14 protein-coding genes, 1 other RNA gene and 3 pseudogenes are annotated in these 17,057 nt (G+C 47.3%); 10 read left to right on the top strand and 8 right to left on the bottom strand.

What is annotated here, in order from left to right:
• The first annotated feature begins 14 nt into the window (after positions 1-14).
• Complete coding sequence (gene recN / locus ACQUTP_RS15055; RefSeq protein ID WP_004206849.1) at positions 15-1,676, top strand: DNA repair protein RecN; 1,662 nt, start codon at positions 15-17, stop codon at positions 1,674-1,676.
• 147 nt (positions 1,677-1,823) lie between these two features.
• Complete coding sequence (gene bamE / locus ACQUTP_RS15050; RefSeq protein ID WP_002914160.1) at positions 1,824-2,165, top strand: outer membrane protein assembly factor BamE; 342 nt, start codon at positions 1,824-1,826, stop codon at positions 2,163-2,165.
• Positions 2,166-2,231: 66 nt separating this feature from the next.
• Here the strand turns inward: bamE and ACQUTP_RS15045 are convergent, their stop codons facing one another.
• Both ACQUTP_RS15045 and ACQUTP_RS15040 read right to left on the bottom strand, forming a co-directional pair.
• On the bottom strand, positions 2,232-2,522 hold the full coding sequence (locus tag ACQUTP_RS15045) for an RnfH family protein (protein ID WP_004145682.1): 291 nt from the start codon (positions 2,520-2,522) through the stop codon (positions 2,232-2,234).
• Positions 2,512-2,949, bottom strand: coding sequence for a type II toxin-antitoxin system RatA family toxin (locus ACQUTP_RS15040; protein WP_004174798.1), 438 nt, complete (start codon positions 2,947-2,949; stop codon positions 2,512-2,514). Before ACQUTP_RS15040 ends, ACQUTP_RS15045 begins: the two co-directional genes overlap by 11 nt.
• 149 nt (positions 2,950-3,098) lie before the next feature.
• Between ACQUTP_RS15040 and smpB the strand changes: the two genes are divergently transcribed.
• The 3 genes and pseudogenes from smpB to ACQUTP_RS15025 form a co-directional block, all read left to right on the top strand.
• Entirely contained in the window at positions 3,099-3,581 is a 483-nt protein-coding gene (smpB, locus tag ACQUTP_RS15035) for an SsrA-binding protein SmpB (protein WP_002914164.1), read from the top strand.
• Between the two features lie 144 nt (positions 3,582-3,725).
• Positions 3,726-4,088: a transfer-messenger RNA gene (ssrA, locus tag ACQUTP_RS15030) on the top strand.
• A gap of 215 nt (positions 4,089-4,303) precedes the next feature.
• Positions 4,304-4,483, top strand: a pseudogene (locus ACQUTP_RS15025) (integrase arm-type DNA-binding domain-containing protein); the annotation flags it as partial.
• A gap of 123 nt (positions 4,484-4,606) precedes the next feature.
• On the opposite strand, the pseudogene ACQUTP_RS15020 reads toward ACQUTP_RS15025, so the two are convergent.
• The 6 genes and pseudogenes from ACQUTP_RS15020 to ACQUTP_RS14995 all read right to left on the bottom strand — a co-directional run.
• A pseudogene (locus tag ACQUTP_RS15020) lies at positions 4,607-4,874 on the bottom strand (integrase core domain-containing protein); the annotation flags it as partial.
• Positions 4,875-4,891: 17 nt separating this feature from the next.
• The gene (locus tag ACQUTP_RS15015) at positions 4,892-5,587 is read right to left on the bottom strand and encodes an alpha/beta fold hydrolase (protein ID WP_043521400.1); all 696 of its coding nucleotides are present in this window, start codon (positions 5,585-5,587) and stop codon (positions 4,892-4,894) included.
• Positions 5,588-5,633: 46 nt separating this feature from the next.
• The gene (locus tag ACQUTP_RS15010) at positions 5,634-7,013 is read right to left on the bottom strand and encodes an MFS transporter (protein WP_285756430.1); all 1,380 of its coding nucleotides are present in this window, start codon (positions 7,011-7,013) and stop codon (positions 5,634-5,636) included.
• Between the two features lies 1 nt (position 7,014).
• Positions 7,015-7,872 carry a phytanoyl-CoA dioxygenase family protein gene (locus ACQUTP_RS15005; RefSeq protein WP_004205782.1) on the bottom strand — a complete coding sequence of 286 codons (858 nt, stop codon included), beginning with the start codon at positions 7,870-7,872 and terminating at the stop codon, positions 7,015-7,017.
• Positions 7,873-8,468: 596 nt separating this feature from the next.
• Positions 8,469-9,533 (bottom strand): iron-containing redox enzyme family protein, encoded by a 1,065-nt coding sequence (locus ACQUTP_RS15000; RefSeq protein ID WP_285756429.1) that lies wholly within the window; start codon positions 9,531-9,533, stop codon positions 8,469-8,471.
• 181 nt (positions 9,534-9,714) lie between these two features.
• Positions 9,715-10,290, bottom strand: a complete 576-nt coding sequence (locus ACQUTP_RS14995; RefSeq protein WP_004205780.1) for a TetR/AcrR family transcriptional regulator — start codon at positions 10,288-10,290, stop codon at positions 9,715-9,717.
• A 703-nt stretch (positions 10,291-10,993) separates the two neighbouring features.
• Here ACQUTP_RS14995 and aroA point away from each other — a divergent pair.
• The 5 genes and pseudogenes from aroA (at position 10,994) to ACQUTP_RS14970 (ending at position 16,930) form a co-directional block, all read left to right on the top strand.
• Positions 10,994-12,357: pseudogene (gene aroA / locus ACQUTP_RS14990) on the top strand (3-phosphoshikimate 1-carboxyvinyltransferase).
• Positions 12,358-12,396: 39 nt separating this feature from the next.
• Positions 12,397-13,176: a phytanoyl-CoA dioxygenase family protein gene (locus ACQUTP_RS14985; protein ID WP_285756428.1), complete on the top strand. Its 780-nt coding sequence runs from the start codon at positions 12,397-12,399 to the stop codon at positions 13,174-13,176.
• 3 nt (positions 13,177-13,179) lie between these two features.
• A complete protein-coding gene (locus ACQUTP_RS14980) occupies positions 13,180-14,910 on the top strand; it encodes a thiamine pyrophosphate-binding protein (protein ID WP_032426134.1) in 1,731 nt (576 codons plus the stop codon).
• 13 nt (positions 14,911-14,923) lie between these two features.
• Positions 14,924-16,129 carry a multidrug effflux MFS transporter gene (locus ACQUTP_RS14975; protein WP_049003959.1) on the top strand — a complete coding sequence of 402 codons (1,206 nt, stop codon included), beginning with the start codon at positions 14,924-14,926 and terminating at the stop codon, positions 16,127-16,129.
• A 12-nt stretch (positions 16,130-16,141) separates the two neighbouring features.
• Entirely contained in the window at positions 16,142-16,930 is a 789-nt protein-coding gene (locus ACQUTP_RS14970) for an SDR family oxidoreductase (protein WP_069135455.1), read from the top strand.
• The last annotated feature ends 127 nt before the right edge of the window (positions 16,931-17,057 follow it).

Raw genomic sequence — 17,057 nt, 5'->3', positions numbered from 1 at the left:
ACAGGAAGGCAGCTATGTTGGCGCAACTCACCATCAGTAATTTTGCTATCGTTCGTGAACTGGAAATTGATTTCCACAGCGGTATGACCGCCATCACCGGGGAAACCGGCGCCGGGAAATCCATTGCCATCGACGCGCTGGGGCTGTGCCTCGGCGGCAGAGCGGAAGCCGACATGGTGCGTCGCGGCGCTACCCGTGCCGACCTGTGCGCGCGCTTCGCGCTGAAAGATACCCCGGCCGCCCAGCGCTGGCTGGAAGAGAACCAGCTGGAAAGCGGGCGTGAGTGTTTACTTCGCCGGGTGATCAGCGCCGACGGCCGCTCGCGCGGCTTCATCAACGGCACCGCCGTCCCGCTCTCGCAGCTGCGCGAGCTGGGCCAGCTGCTGATCCAGATCCATGGCCAGCATGCGCACCAGCTGTTGACCAAACCCGAACACCAGAAAACGCTGCTCGACGGCTATACCGGTGAGTATGCGCTCACTCAGCGTATGGCCGAGCACTATCGCCAGTGGCACCAGAGCTGCCGCGAGCTGGCCCAGCATCAGCAGCAGAGCCAGGAGCGTGCCGCCCGCGCCGATCTGCTGCAGTACCAGCTTAAAGAACTGAACGAATTTAACCCGCTGGCGGGAGAGTTTGAGCAGATTGACGAAGAGTACAAGCGCCTGGCCAACAGCGGCCAGCTGCTCAGCACCTGCCAGCACGCCCTTACGGTACTGGCGGACGGCGAAGAGGCCAATCTGCAGAGCCAGCTTTATACCGCGAAGCAGCTGGTCAGCGAGCTGGTGGGCATGGACAGCAAGCTTTCCGGCGTCCTGGATATGCTGGAAGAGGCGGCCATTCAGCTCAGCGAGGCCAGCGACGAGTTGCGCCACTACCATGACCGTCTGGATCTCGATCCGAACCGTCTGTTTGAACTTGAGCAACGGATTTCCCGACAAATCGCGCTGGCGCGTAAACATCAGGTGATGCCGGAAGAGCTGCCGGCGGTTTATCAGGCGATGCTGGAAGAGCAGCGCCTGCTGGACGACAGCGCCGGCTCGCTGGAATCCCTCAGCCAGCAGGTGGTCGAACATCATCAGCTGGCGCTGGAGACCGCGCGCCAGCTGCATGCCCTGCGCCAGGCCAGCGCCGACGAGCTGACCCAGCTTATCACCGAAAGTATGCACTCACTTTCGATGCCGCACGGGGTCTTCGCGATTGAGGTCGCGTTCGATGAACGCCATCTCACCGCCGACGGCGCCGACCATATTGAGTTCCGCGTCACCACTAACCCCGGTCAGCCGCTGCAGCCAATCGCCAAAGTGGCCTCCGGCGGCGAACTGTCGCGCATTGCGCTGGCGATTCAGGTGATCACCGCGCGTAAAATGGAAACCCCAGCGCTGATTTTCGACGAAGTGGACGTCGGTATCAGCGGCCCGACCGCCGCCGTGGTCGGCAAGCTGCTGCGCCAGCTGGGCGAGTCCACGCAGGTGATGTGCGTGACCCACCTGCCGCAGGTCGCAGGCTGCGGCCACCATCATTTCTTTGTCTGCAAAGAGACCGATGGCGAGATGACCGAAACCCATATGCAGCCGCTGGATAAACGGGCTCGCTTGCAGGAGCTGGCCCGTCTGCTGGGCGGCAGCGAAGTCACGCGCAACACCCTGGCGAACGCGAAAGAGTTGCTTGCGGCGTAAACTTTTTGATTTTCACAGGGTCATAGTGAACAGCAAATTGCCTGCTGACCTGCAGCCGGAGGTTTCCAACGGCGCGAAGGTCTATTATTATCGGCATATTACAGATGAGCCACGTACTGCTCGGGCCCAAAAAGGAATCAAATCACTATGCGCTGTAAAACGCTGACTGCTGCCGCAGCGGTTCTTCTTATGTTGACCGCAGGCTGTTCCACTCTGGAACGAGTGGTTTACCGTCCTGACATCAACCAGGGTAACTATCTGGCACCAAACGATGTAGCAAAAATTCGTGTCGGTATGACGCAACAGCAGGTAGCTTATGCTCTGGGGACGCCAATGATGACGGATCCGTTCGGCACCAATACCTGGTTCTATGTCTTCCGTCAGGAGCCGGGCCACCAGAAAGTGACTCAGCAGACCCTGACCCTGACCTTCAACAGCGGCGGTGTGTTGACTAACATTGATAACAAGCCCGCGCTGACCAGTCAGTAAGGCCCGGAAAAGCAAAAAGCGCTCGGTGAGCGCTTTTTTTATGGCTGATAGCCGGTCTGCTGCAGGTTACTTTGCGGCGCTTTTCTCTGCCCGCTGGCGACGCAGCTCTTTCGGGTCTGCGATCAGCGGTCGATAGATTTCGACCCGGTCGCCGTCGTGAACTTCGTCATGCAGCTTTACCGGACGACTGTAGATACCCAGCTTGTTTTTCGCCAGATCAATGTCATCACGCAGCGCCAGCAGACCGCTGGCGATAATCGCCTGCTCGACCGTCGCCCCCTCGTCCAGGGTGACCCGCTGCAGATACTGCTTTTCAGGCAGCGCGTAGGCGACTTCAACACGAATATTAGCCGGCACTGTAAACCTCTTTGGCGCGCGAAGTGAACGCCTGCACCATGTTAGCGGCCAGCTCTTTGAAGATCCGGCCAAAAGCCATCTCAATCAGTTTATTGGTAAACTCGAAATCGAGATGGAATTCTATTTTGCAGGCCTCGGGGCTCAGCGGAATAAACTTCCAGCCGCCAATCAGCTTCTTGAACGGGCCATCCACCAGGCTCATCAAAATGCTCTGGTTGCTGGTCAGTGTATTGCGTGTGGTGAAGGTCTTACTGATGCCGGCTTTGGACACATCAACCGCCGCCGTCATTTGCGTCGGCCCCAATTCCAGCACGCGGCTACCGGTGCAGCCTGGCAGAAAATCAGGATAGGACTTCACATCGTTTACCAGTTGATACATCTGTTCCGCGCTGAAAGGCACCAGCGCAGTACGGCTAATCTGAGGCATAGCAGGTTCCACATTTAAACACAGTGCAAATAATATCATTTATCTGCTGCTAAAAAAAACGCTGTGCCGCAACTCGTGCTAAGATGCGCAGTACACCTCGCAGGATGCGATCGAGGTAACTGTGTATAAGACGATGACTTCAGGACATTATGACTAAGAAAAAAGCCCACAAACCTGGATCAGCCACCATTGCGCTGAATAAACGCGCCCGTCACGAATACTTTATCGAAGATGAATACGAGGCTGGTCTCGCCCTGCAGGGCTGGGAAGTCAAATCCCTGCGTGCAGGCAAAGCCAACATCGGCGATAGCTATGTCATCCTGAAGGATGGCGAAGCCTTCCTGTTCGGCGCCAACTTTACGCCTATGGCCGTGGCTTCCACCCACTATGTCTGCGACCCGACGCGCACCCGTAAGCTGCTGCTCAACCAGCGTGAGCTGGACACGCTGTACGGCCGCATTAACCGCGAAGGTTACACCGTCGTCGCCCTGTCGCTGTACTGGAAGAACGCCTGGTGCAAAGTGAAAATCGGCGTCGCCAAAGGTAAGAAACAGCACGACAAGCGTACCGACCTGAAAGATCGTGAATGGGCGCTGGATAAGGCGCGTATTATGAAGCACGCCGGACGTTAATTTCCCCTCCCCGAGGGCCAGCTCTCGCTGGCCCTTACGCTATATCCTTGTTGATGCTGATTTTTCGTCCACCCTGCTGAAATAATCCTGCGTGATGGGGCTGGTAACGACATTCACAAATCTGTTATACTTGACCTACACATTGGGGCTGATTCTGGATTCGACGGGATTTGCGAAACCCAAGGTGCATGCCGAGGGGCGGTTGGCCTCGTAAAAAGCCGCAAAAAATAGTCGCAAACGACGAAAACTACGCTTTAGCAGCTTAATAACCTGCTCTGAGCCCTCTCTCCCTAGCTTCCGCTCTTAAGACGGGGATCAAAGAGAGGTCAAACCCAAAAGAGATCGCGTGGATGCCCTGCCTGGGGTTGAAGCGTTAAATCTAATCAGGCTAGTTTGTTAGTGGCGTGTCTGTCCGCAGCTGGCAAGCGAATGTAAAGACTGACTAAGCATGTAGTGCCGAGGATGTAGGAATTTCGGACGCGGGTTCAACTCCCGCCAGCTCCACCAAAATTCTCCATCGGTGATTACCAGAGTCATCCGATGAAGTCCTGAGAGCCCGCACGGCGTAAGCCCTGCGGGCTTTTTTGTGTCTGCAATTTGTCCCGCGAAGTCCGAAGAAAACTCATTAAATCCGAACCTTTTAGGCCTATTGATTGGCCCAACGAAAAGCTCCAATGTTTTCGTTGGGCCTAAACGCATGGAGACTCCCCATGGCAAGATAAACCAAGCCGTTAACCGATACGGAGATCAAAGCCGCCAAACCTAAAGATACCGATTACCAGATATACGATGATGCAGGGTTGACGTTGCTTATCAAGTCCGGTGGAAGCAAACTCTGGCAGTTTTGTTATCATCGGCCTTTAACAAAGCAGAGAACTAAACAAAGTATCGCTGCTTACCCTTTTTGACCTGCACCCCGTTGATTAATGCACATCGATATTAGTTATGTCTTCATATGAGCCTGACCCCGAATATGATCCAGTCGTAATCAGGAATTACCGGCTTCATGTTGGCTGTATATTCTGCTAACCGGCAGTCTTCTCAGTGAATTCGGATGACGTCATCCAGCCCAGTGCAGAATGGGGACGCCTCTGGTTATAATAGTGTATGCGCCAGGCCTTGATTTTGCACCGTGCTTCCTCCAGAGACATGAACCCGTTCTCGTTCAGACATTCCTGTCGCAGCCTGCCATTGAACGACTCCACTATGGCATTGTCCGTCGGAGATCCCGGCCGGGAAAGTCTATACGGCCCCCCTTTCATATCCCCACTTGTCCAGCATTTTTCCTGCAAATCCAAAGCACGCCTCAGTTAGATTATCCCCGTATCGTGAAGCCACTCTTTTATTACCTGCATTAGTTTGTCAGGTTGCTCAAGAGGCAGCATATGGCCAGCATTCTCAATAACATGTAATACTGATGCAGGATAGTCAGAATGCAGCGCCTCAGCCTCAGAGAGTGTTCTGAGCTCGTCACTGGCAGAAGCCACTATCAATACGGGAAAATTAACAGTTCCTGTCAAACTGACTGGGCTGTTACGCTGTAACTGCAATTGTCGAACAAAAACATCCGGACCTAATCGCAGGCTCATCGAACGTATAAACTCAATTAGCGTTGTATTCTTTTTATTTGAATCATGCAGCGATGAGCGTATCGTCGCCGTACTCAGACCGCCAAAAGATACGGTATTGACCATTTTTGCTGTTAGGTGTTTCGCAGTCATGAGATTAACGTCATCGGGTTTATTTGAAGAGGCAATCAATATCATTGCATCAATCCTTTCCGGGACCAGCGATGCTATCCAGCGCGCAACATAGCCGCCTAAAGAAAATCCAACCAAAATAAACCGATCTGGTAATACAGCAATATTACTCAGCGCCATCTCTTGTAGGCTCTGTCCATAGGATAAATCACCATAGATAATTTCTCCCAGAGAACGAATACTCTCTTCCATATCGCGCCATAAGGCCCGGTCAGTCATAAACCCGGGTATTAATACAAAATTCATGCCGCCCCCCCCCAAAATTTCATGATGAGTATCAAAGTTGTTGGCTTTATTTTATCGCCTCACGATTTAGGCTAAGCACCCAGCGGAGAGTACAAATAATAAACCCACCCATTGCAACACCACCGCCTATCCAGAGTACAATTGTTATGTTTTCGCCTGGAAATATACTTAGGCACAGTGCGACAAGCCCAGCGCCAAACGTTTGACCAAGCAATCGGGATATAGCGACAATACCGCTTGCGCTTCCACTTCTGGCGGCTGGTACGGAGCCCATTATAGCCCGCAGGTTCGGTGACTGAAACAAGCCGAATCCAATGCCACAAATCGCCATTTTGACTCCTGTGCCAAACATAAAGGAGGAGTCTGATACCATTGCGAGAGAGACCATTCCTCCCATCAGAATAAGTAGACCGGCACCGCTGAGAATTTCACTTTTATAACGGTCAGAAAGTCGCCCTGCAATTGGTGCCATAACCGCGACCATCGCAGACCAGGGGGTGATAAGTAACCCTGTCTCAATTTGATTTTTATGTAATACCGTTAGAAACAGAAATGGCAATGAAACAAATGCTAACCCCTGTACGGTAAAAGCACATATTGAAGTAAGAGAAGAGAGTAGAAGGTTAGCAGACTGCAGCAGGTCGATAGCTAATATGGGTGAGGGATGCGTTGATTGTTTGTATGCCAGTAGGATGGAAAAAACAAGGGTGACTGACCACTCAAGTAATACCACCGGCCAATACCCTTGATGCGTTAGCTCTCCAAACCCCAGAATAAAGAATAAAAATAACAGAAAGCAAAGCATTGCTGCGAACCAATCAAATTTCGTTACTGGCAAATGGTCGTTGTGTTGCTCCTTAGGCAAATAAATAGCTGAGAGTATCAGAGCCATACAACCAACAGGAATATTAATAAAAAACAGCCATTCCCAGCGAGCAATGGATAAAATCGCAGCAGAAATCAATGGCGCGATAGTGAACGAAACAGCAACAATAAGTGCATTAAAACCTAACCCTTGACCCAGTTTATTTGGGGGGTAGATGAATTTAATAAGTGCGGTATTAACACTCATAATCGCTGCCGCGCCGAATCCTTGCAATGAACGTGACAGTATCAAAAAAAACAGACTATTTGACAGACCACACATTAATGATGAGACAAGAAAGACGCTAAGCCCAGTTATATATACTCTACGATATCCAATAACTTCGCCAAGCGAAGCTAAGGGCAGTAGCATAGATATCATAATCATTTGATATGCATTAATAATCCATACTGCGCTGGAAGGATTTGAACCTAGTTCCCGTGAAATAACAGGAAGCGCCGTATTGACTATAGCGGTATCTATTGTCGCCATACAGATAACAATAGAAATGGCGACTAATGACAATCGCCATTTATAAGTAACCTCAGCGTTTTTTTGCATGTTAGACAGCGTAACCTGATTTTTTCATTGCATCAACAGACTTACTTTCGTGAGATCCTTCTTGCACCTCATAAATAGAACCAAATTCGGATCTGGCAATAGGTAAGTAGTGAATGCCACTATCAACTCTAGCCTGTCTCGATACCTGTCCACGAAGTAGTTTTATCCCTGCCTCGTTATGTGCTGCGTGGGGGCCGAAATAGATTGGAAAAGCATCAGCACTACGATATGCAGGTAGAAAGGTACGCCGCGGAACAGGTGAGCTGTTCACCGCAGAGGCATGCATGCAGAGGCAGTGAAGAAATAGCACATCACCCGCTTCCGCCTCTATATAAACTGCATCATCTTCATCAATATCAGAGAGTTTCCCCCGAAAGAACCCGTCAATATCATGCGATAAAAGACCTTTTCTATGAGAGCCAGGAATAACCCGCAAGCAACCGTTCTCTTTATTTGCATCATCCAGAAAAATCAAGGCCGTTAATAAGTCAGTATTGGTGTGTGGGTAATATGAAAAATCCTGGTGCCATTCCACTATACTTCCAACCCGTGGGCCTTTCATATTCAGCTTGCTGTAATGAAATAAGATGTTTTCACCAATTAAACTCTGCACAACATCAAGTAACTGTTTATCCTCTGCCAATTCCACAAATGTTTCATGTTTTTGTGTCGGAGACCAGATACGTCTCACAACGGTGCTATCTTTTGGCTCTTTCTCAGAATTTTTATCGGCATCATTACGTAATAATATTTCATCAATTGCTATAAGTCCCTTCGTGATTTTATCTTGACCAAAAAGTTTTTTTACCAGCACATAACCATTGTCATGGTAAAATTTAATATCAGCAGCGTCTGTCATTCTACTCCCCCTTGCTAAAAGTTGTTTGTTTAAACCTTCATTGAACCAGGCTGATTGCAGATAAATTCTTTTGTAAACGCTCAACTTCTATTACTGAGCTTTTACTCTTCAGCCAACAATTGGAAAATACCAGTATATCCGACAGCTAAAAGTTACCAACTAGTAACAAAACCTACACCACCAAAAACAAATGGTCAACAATTTTTTAACCAAAAATACACATGAATATATCAAATAAAATCAATAGGATAAACAAATACCCTTACGCAATATCGTTACTGCTGATAAAATTAATGCCAAATGAACTGCCAATCCACGCTATCACAAAGCATAAATCTTACCACTCAGTACAGTTTTCGGTTCTTTCAATTCCCCCGTTGGGCAGACGTTTCTGTGTACATGGCAAAGAGATCAGGGACTCACCAGTAACATGTATGACCGTCATCAGTATCAAATTGAGGAAATTGGATCTATGGAAACCCCTGGCAGCATCGACCTATTGCAGATCAACACATTACGCGACAGGCTAAAGGCGGAGGAGATCACGAGTATGAAAATTTAACTCCGGCATACTGCAGCTTGCCGGAGAGACGCACTTAAATTCTGCGCAACGTATCCAGCAAATTATCGTAGTAATCCTGGCACGTTTGCAGACGGAGCTGCGCGCCAAAGTAGATTTCTTCGAGCGACTCTGGGTTACGACGAGCGACAGGCTCGATGACCTTATTAAGCCAGCCATCTGCATGACCAATATCGACTCTAATATGTTCCGCGTAATAATAGACATCACGTTCAGAAAGTCCCAGGCGGTGACTTCCATTGACCAATTTTTTATATTGTGACGGGTCGAGAAGTTCTGTCATAGCCATCATACCAACCAATTTATAATAATGACGACGAGTGACGCCCCCCATCATAAAGAGGTTATGTCCGGCCAAACCTTGCCAGTCATAGAGATGGCTGAAGTGGTCTTCAGGTAAATCGATGTCCCGTCTTTTAAGGAGGTCTTTATATAGATTGACGTGCGTAAAGTCATTACTGCCCTGGCCAATTTCATCCCACAAATTTTGACTTATTTCACCACGCGTTTCGGGAACAGATCCAACCAGAGTCATCGCTACTAAATCAAAAAAAAGGAGATTTAATGCACTGTCACTTTTAAAAAAATAATACAACTGCTGATTATTCGCCTCACTTTCAAGAAAATCAAAAAGAGGATGTTCAGATACCTTGTGACAGCGCCATAATTTTTTTATTTCAGCGCCGATATTATCAGGCGTTAAAGTATTTAAACATGGAGGGCAGCGTTTTGTTTCTGAATCAAGCCAGCGTGATTCAAGTAAGTGACGTACATGCAGCAATACTGGATGGTATTGATTCAGGCTAAAATTAGAGAGGGGCTCGGCCAAATTTGCCCGATAAGAGTAAAAAAGTGTCTGATGAATTTGACGTAATGCCTCAGTAGACCGGAAGATAAACGCCTCATCGCACCGTTTTTTTGCTAAGGCAACTAACTGCTCAAATGGTACTTCTTTGCCTGCTACATCCAGATGCAACGCTGTCGATTCAATCAGACTGAAGAAAAGCTCATCGAGGCAACCATTGTCCTCTCGTCCGGCATCTTTGCTGTTAATCGTCGGTAAATATTCATCCAGGCTCATCGTTTCAAAACCTTCGTTGTGATGGGATTTTCACTCTATCGCCATTACCTCCATCACGCAACACAAATGTTACGTGATAGTATCATTATTGTTAATTTTTGGATAATTTTACGCTACGGATCCTTGTGCCGTGCCCGTAAGTCATCGTTTAAGTATGCATACCACCTGGAGCATTTTGTTATTAATCCCCTTTTTCAGCAGCAATTATAGTTTTGGCTGCTGCCCATGCAGACATGGCCGGAGGGAACTCGCGAATCTCTTTATCCATTGTCTGACTAACGGATATCGCACCATCGATCAACATCAGAATGACAAAAGCGACTCTCTCAGATTTTATTGGGCTAAAATAATCCAGTAAAATCTCCTGTATTAGCCGATATAGACCGCTCTTAAAATCAAAGGTAATGCTCTTCAAGGCTGGCATTGTATTTCCGAGTTCAACAACTGCCCGAGTGAACATACAACCATGAAAACTTTCTCTGGCAAACCAATTTTGATAAAAATCAAATATTGTGAATAGCTTATCTTTGGCTGTTTCTTTTTCCGCAATTAAAGATTTCAGCTCCAGTATGAACGTATTATGTTTCTCTTCGAGAACAGCCTTAATCAGTGCTTCTTTATCTTCAAAATAACGATAAAAAGTCATTTTTGAGATGCCAGCCGCTTCTGCAATACGATCGATACTAGGATTAAGGAAACCTTCTCGATTAAAAAATTGAGACGATAAATTAATAATTTCATGATATTTTGGTTTCATTACTGCATATCCGCACGGTTACTGTGATTATTGCGATATTTTTAGTATATAGGAAAACAGGTTACCTGTGCCAATTTACAAGCAAAACAAGGGCCAGGCCCGCACAGTGATGCCACTCTTCAAACTGGACTGACACTTTTCCTCCTGTTTTCAACGTCATCATTTCAATAGTAAACATATGTTCAGGTACAGCTGACATTTTCACGGGGAGGACACATATATAGCACAACGCCTACCCCGCCTGCAGGGTGCAGACAGAATAAAAATGGCGATGACTCCCCGTCTCGGCTTCTTCTGCAGCCATGAAATCATACTCAACGAACTGATCACCCATACATTTACCATATAGTATACTTTTATCATTGTTAACATTTATCTTACAATTTACACAAAATTACACATATTATTTATCCATTTAAATCAATAAGTTAATTACCACATTGCTAAATAAATGTAAATTTACATAGATATACCAAACAGTAAATAAAAAGTGATGTTATGTTTTCTTACCAGTATCAATGGCAGGTAAAAACATGCATTGGGGCAGGCTTACAGCCGAATCTCTGGTTAAACAACAAGCCTGCATGCTATAGACATTGAAAAAGGAGAGAGGTGTAAGAAAACAGCCCTATTCACTATCGACGCAGTCCTTATCTTAATCTTACAAAATCTGGCGAGCATTTTGCTTGTCAGCAATATTATTATGCAAGGAGATATCATGTCGTCAGTTAACTATCTGGTGGTGGAACCGACAAACCATATTCTGCATTCAGCCTGGATACCATCGTCAAAACCTGAGACTCAGAGAGCAATACTTGCTGCAACATTGGCTAATGGTAAGTCTGTTATCTACAACGATCTTCGTTGTCTGGAGACCAGTACCATGAAAGATGCATGCCGAAGCATTGGTGCAAAAATTATCGAAGAGCCTGGTCGTCTTATTATTTATGGAACCGGTGGTAAAATATCTCCGGAAGAAAAAGTCATTGATGCACTGGGCTCAGGTTTGGTATTCCGCGTGTTGACTGCTCTGACATGCTTTAGCAATAAACCGGCTGTTATTACCGGTGACACCATTCTTAGAACGCGTGTGATGGAACCATTGCTGGATGCCATTAACATACTGGGAGGAAATGTTTCAGTATCAATATGAATGGTAAAGCCCCCTTTGTTAATTGGGGAGGTTATGCAGGAGGTGAATGTGAAATCGCGGGCAATATCAGCTCACAATTTATCACTGCAATCCTGTTCGCCGCTCCGCTGGCTCAACACAGTACCACGCTACGTATCACAGGCGAGATTCTTTCTCTGTCTTATATCCGTCAGACACTCGCAACGCTAAAAGCTGCTGGAATTCATTTCTCACATAATGCGGACCTTTCCGAGATCACAGTTTTCCCCGGTGAATATCGTCCTGCTGAATATACGATCACCGGGGACTATACCTCTTGTTCCTATTTAGTGGCTGCTTCAACCTTGTTCCCGTGTGACCTAACACTTAAAAATATCAACAGTCACAGCTTACAAGGTGAGCAGGCAATCCTTAATTTTGTCGAAAAAATGGGGCTGCAAGTTATCCGAAATGATGAACAAAACGAATTACGTCTTATTAATAAGACAGGTCGTTTACGCGGTAACTTCGCGTTCGATGTGAGTGACTGCCCAAATATTGTACCGACGTTGGCTGCACTCGGGAGTTTTGTCGATGGGAATTTCCGCATTACAGGTGGTTCAATTACTCGCCTGCATAAGTCTCCACGTATTAAGGCGATGGTGAGTGAATTAAGTAAGCTGGGAGTAAATATCACTCCTCTGTATAAAAATGACATTTATGATGGGTTTGATATTCAGGGTGCAGCCAACTATAACGGTGATTGCTCACTCTCCAGCTGGGGAGATCATCGCATATTCATGTCACTGTTTGTCGCCTCATTGCGTTGTAAGCAGGCTAATCGCCTGGACGGGTATGAAGACGTTCATTGCTCCTTCCCTGACTTCTTTAAAGAATTCCAGCAATTGGGCGTCAGATTTGAAGAAAAAATCCCGCAAAAAGAAGAAGCCATTTAATTTAGTTCGGGGAGGGACCCCCTTAGTCGAGAGGAAAATATGAATATGATTGCGCAGATGCATCAGCACGGCTATGTTGTCATTCCGCAGGCAATTGGAAGCGATGAAATCCAAACAATTCGTGACTGTTATAAACATCTCTCCGAAAGCTCAGGGTTATCGACGTTGTTGCCTACGGACATTTTAAATCAACCTGCTATTTTCAATGTGTTATTGAAAGAAAACATAACTTCAGCAATTCGCGAACTCTTTGGGCGTAACTTCTCGCTTTTCCCAAATTTTACTATTCGCGAGAGCGTGTATATTCCCTGGCATAATGACGCCTACTTTCTTCCTCAGGAAGTGATTAACGCAGAATCTCCCTTACAATTCATGCAATGTGCCATTTACTTACAAGATAATGATCCTGAACTGGGAGGTGGCATAACGTTAATACCCTCCAGCCATCGACTTGATAAAGATGCCATTGAAAATATGCTGAAAGATTCGCAGGAATACGAAAAAATTGTTATGAGCAAAGCCGGAGACTTAGTGCTTTGGGATAATCGTATTACCCATAGAAGCACCTATCCGGATAAGGCACCGGACAGCACTAAACTCGCTTTACAATGGACTGTCAGCGCTTCTCAAGATCATAACGGCCCTTATCTTGACTACCTTCGAGCGCGTGCAGAACGAAGTATGCATGTTTCCGATTACCTTCCAAAAAGCCCTAAACCCTATTTTGCGGATATGCCCAACGTGGTATTCCCTACCTCATTTCATCAGGATTCTCTGTCTCGCATGACGCGGCAAAACATTCACTTTATAGGTTTATAACGTATGGCAAATCATATTTCTAAAAGGAACGAAACAGGAGCGGCATGGATTTTACGTCAATTGAAACAACTCGATGCCTCACACCTTTTTATGGTGCCGGGTAAATTGATCAACGCCTTTATGCGGTGTTACCCACGGGATGTCCAGGCCGGATCTGACGAATTCCCTGTCCCTATCGTGACAGCATGTGAAACAGGAGCCGCATATATGGCTGAAGGCTATGCTCGCGTCTCCAGTGCTTTTGGAGTTTGTCTGGTCATCGGTGGCCCCGGGGTCACGAATACCCTCACCGGTATCGCTTCAGCTTATACGGATAATTTTCCAGTTTTACTGCTAGCCGGGCAAATTGCCTCCGGGATGGAAATGCGTAACGTTCTTCAGGACAGTACACAATCCGGTATTAATCAACGTGATATTTTTGCGCCAGTCACCCGGGCTGCTTACGAAGTTAAAGAAGGGCAACCGCTGAGTCTCTTTCTTCGGGAGTCGTTACGGGCGTTGAAAGGTGCGGAACGTGGCCCTGTCTATCTTGGAGTCAGTAAAGAAGTCCTCACCAGCGTTGACGCCTACCGTGGCGAGATTACCGATAGCGTCAGTGATAGCTGGCAAAGAAAGCCAGTGGATCTGATTAAAATGCGCAGTTCGGCATTTGAAACTTTTCTCGCCAATAATCAACGCTGCATCATTCTCGCGGGCCTGAGAGGCAAGACACCTGAAACCAGCAGAGCGCTGATAGATTTTGCCGAAGCTTACGGTTTTCCCGTCGCGACTACGCTGAGCGCAAAAGGGCTTTTTCCTGAAGATCATCCGCTTGCACTGGGGGTATATGGTTATTCGGGGCATCCTCGCGCCATTGAAGCCTTAAAAGATGGTGAACTCGATGGCGTTATTTTACTCGGTATGGATATGACACAGTGGAGCACGATGATCTGGTCACCCGACCTCCAGCCCCCAGGGGGAGTGATTCAAGTTGATATCAACGCAGACTACCTTGGCAAATTCATGGATGTGACTTGCGGCGTTGTCGCTGACAGTAGCGCATTTCTTGATGCGCTGAGCGAATATTACCATCCTATTTTGGCAGAGGGTCGCAACGTCCGTGAACCTTGGGTGCAACGGCTTATGACGACCTCACGCTGCATGCCGATCGGTGACGAAAGCCGCCACCCAGCTTCTTATGTTGGCCTTCTGCAGACTCATTTTCCTGACAATGGCATCGTCAGCGTTGACTCTGGCGCACATCGTTCTTTTTTTGGACATTACTGGGTTTCTCGTACTCCTGATGCTTACCTTTCTGCCACAACGCTGGGACCAATGGGATGGAGTATTCCAGCAGGCATCGGGGCCAGTTTTGCCGCTCCCGACCGAAAATGCATGGTTATTACCGGGGACGGGTGCATGTTAATGCAAGGAATGGAGCTAGCGACGGCCGCGAAGTATCAGCGAAATGTACTTTTTGTCGTCTTCAATAACGCCTCCTATGCCGCCAGTTATTTTAATAACAAAGAAAACCAGGCAGATCTTACCGATATTCCTGATTATGATTGGTGTCTTTTAGCCAAAAGTTTTGGTATCGAGGCAATTTCTGTTCAATCTCCAGAAGAGTTAGAAGGAATGATTGCGGACATTATGCGCAAGCAGACCCCTTTTTTGATTGAAGTAAAATGCGATAATTATCATGCAACACCTAATACTGAATATAACCGTCGTGTTAAAGCGCATCCACTTATTTAGAAGGTATGAGGAAATGGCTTCTCGATTAATTATAACCAACTCCTGTATTATACTTATTCTGGGTTTATTCTCTATTGACCTGTATAACCCAGCATTGCCTACGATTAAGGCGGCTCTCAATATCAGTAACGCACAGGCCCAGAGTCTGGTCGTCTGGTATCTGGGCGGTTTTGCAGTATCACAACTGGTTTATGGCCCTCTTTCCGATAAATACGGCCGGGTCCCGGTAATATTATTATCACTGCTCTTTTCTGCCGTAGGTAACTATTTGACCTCAACGGCTGATAGCTACCAGATGTTATCTCTCTTCCGGTTATTTACCGGGATTGGTGCCGGAGGCTGCCCGGTAATCAGTCGGGCCATTCTCAGTGATACATTTCGGGATAAATCAGAGCTGTCAAAATCCCTGGCTGTTTTCTCTATGGCCTCACAAGTCTCTCCCGCTTTTGCTCCAGTGATTGGCGGATACATTACGGAATATTTTCCATGGAAATATAACTTCATTGCCTTAGCGTTGATGATGCTTGCCGGGTTTATATTCGTCAAAATAACACTGCCTGAAACCTCCCCCAGAAAAGCATTACCTGGCGGGCGTATTGCTGGATTTAGGATCTTATTCAGTGATTTAAACTTCATGATATATAGCGTGGTTTCAGCCGTATTATTCTCCATTACGATTGGGTATTTTACTGCTAGTCCCTTTGTTTTTCAGACACAATTTCACCTCACTTCTTCACAAAATGGCTATTTATTCATGATTTATTCTGCCGGAATTGTTATTGGCTCCTGGCTGACTAAGCGATGTTTGTCACGAGCAACGCCGGAGAAAATTTTGATGGTCTCGCTGCCCTTGTTAGTAGCTTTCACGCTGCTGGCTTCTTTATCTGTTCACTTTACCAGCGTGCTATCCATCGGATTCATTGTGATTTACAGCTTTGCGGTAGGTCTGGGATGTGGTCTCTCCTCACCTTTACTGCTGGGTATCAGTTTACACGGCCATGCCGAATTGGCCGGTACAGGAAGCGCGTTGCAAGGGGCTCTCAAAATGGCTGGCGCCGCATTGGTGCTGTGGTTTTTTGCTAGCGGGCGGACGGGCACAGCCTCAGGTCTCTTATCGGGCTTATTCTTACTCTCTCTGATTTGCCTTGTTCTGATCGCATTCGCACAATTCTGGACTGCACAGTCAGTCCATCAGCAATCATCCCCCGACAGAGATTAGCAGGAGCAAAACATGGATCTTGGCATTACAGGACGACAAGCGGTGGTGTGTGCCGCAAGCAGCGGGTTAGGCTTTGCCTGTGCCGCTGCGTTGGTGTCAGAAGGCGTCAATGTAACGATTAACGCAAGGCAAAGCGATAGACTTAATGAAGCCGTGCGCTTGCTGAGGACCATCAACTCAGCAGTACGAATACAGGGCATTGCAGGCGATATCACGTGTCCCGAGGTACAAAATGCCGTACTGACAGCGACACCCACCGTGGATATTTTAGTAACCAATGCGGGGGGACCGCCAGTCGGCGGCAGTCACGACTGGCCCCGTGAAATATGGTTGCAGGCGATTGAAACGAATATGCTCACCCCTATTGCATTAATTCAGGCTGTACTCAGCGAAATGAGAAACCGTCGCTTTGGCCGTATTGTTAATATTACGTCCGGGAGTGTTAAAGCACCGCGGGGTACATTAAGTTTATCGAATGGGTCACGTGGGGGTTTAACGACTTATATTGCCGGTCTTGCCAGAAGCAGTGAGCTTGCCAGTCAAAATGTGACTATCAATAATCTCCTCCCTGGCGCATTTTCCACACCGCGATTAATGCAAACCCTGGCAACTGATGCACAACGCTGGGGAAAATCATCTGAGAGCATGGAGATTGAGCGCAAAAAACTCATTCCTGCCGGACGTTTTGGTATACCAGATGAATTTGGAGCCTGCTGTGCTTTTCTTTGTAGCATGAATGCTGGCTATATAACCGGGCAAAATATTTTGATTGATGGTGGGGCATATCCAGGGGTGTTTTGAATATGAAGTCGTTCTGGTAAATCGCCGTGGGCTTAGAGACAGTCAGGCCCTGGTTGGTAATGGCTGCTTACCCGGTATCCGGCGACCAGGTGCCAGTCATAGCGTTTTTTCCAGACAGAGTGTGGAA

The organism is Klebsiella sp. 2-CIP_Kleb. (genome assembly GCF_050378715.1).
Lineage (GTDB): Bacteria > Pseudomonadota > Gammaproteobacteria > Enterobacterales > Enterobacteriaceae > Klebsiella > Klebsiella quasipneumoniae.
Note: the sequence above shows the minus strand (reverse complement) of the source record. Positions and strands in the feature narration are given on the sequence as shown.

Excerpts from the sequence above, each read along its gene's own strand:
- recN (WP_004206849.1), top strand. The coding sequence starts at position 15 with ATGTTGGCGCAACTCACCATCAGTAATTTTGCTATCGTTCGTGAACTG.
- bamE (WP_002914160.1), top strand. The coding sequence starts at position 1,824 with ATGCGCTGTAAAACGCTGACTGCTGCCGCAGCGGTTCTTCTTATGTTG.
- ACQUTP_RS15040 (WP_004174798.1), bottom strand. The coding sequence starts at position 2,949 with ATGCCTCAGATTAGCCGTACTGCGCTGGTGCCTTTCAGCGCGGAACAG.
- smpB (WP_002914164.1), top strand. The coding sequence starts at position 3,099 with ATGACTAAGAAAAAAGCCCACAAACCTGGATCAGCCACCATTGCGCTG.
- ACQUTP_RS15015 (WP_043521400.1), bottom strand. The coding sequence starts at position 5,587 with ATGAATTTTGTATTAATACCCGGGTTTATGACTGACCGGGCCTTATGG.
- ACQUTP_RS15010 (WP_285756430.1), bottom strand. The coding sequence starts at position 7,013 with ATGCAAAAAAACGCTGAGGTTACTTATAAATGGCGATTGTCATTAGTC.
- ACQUTP_RS15005 (WP_004205782.1), bottom strand. The coding sequence starts at position 7,872 with ATGACAGACGCTGCTGATATTAAATTTTACCATGACAATGGTTATGTG.
- ACQUTP_RS15000 (WP_285756429.1), bottom strand. The coding sequence starts at position 9,533 with ATGAGCCTGGATGAATATTTACCGACGATTAACAGCAAAGATGCCGGA.
- ACQUTP_RS14995 (WP_004205780.1), bottom strand. The coding sequence starts at position 10,290 with ATGAAACCAAAATATCATGAAATTATTAATTTATCGTCTCAATTTTTT.
- ACQUTP_RS14985 (WP_285756428.1), top strand. The coding sequence starts at position 12,397 with ATGAATATGATTGCGCAGATGCATCAGCACGGCTATGTTGTCATTCCG.
- ACQUTP_RS14980 (WP_032426134.1), top strand. The coding sequence starts at position 13,180 with ATGGCAAATCATATTTCTAAAAGGAACGAAACAGGAGCGGCATGGATT.
- ACQUTP_RS14975 (WP_049003959.1), top strand. The coding sequence starts at position 14,924 with ATGGCTTCTCGATTAATTATAACCAACTCCTGTATTATACTTATTCTG.
- ACQUTP_RS14970 (WP_069135455.1), top strand. The coding sequence starts at position 16,142 with ATGGATCTTGGCATTACAGGACGACAAGCGGTGGTGTGTGCCGCAAGC.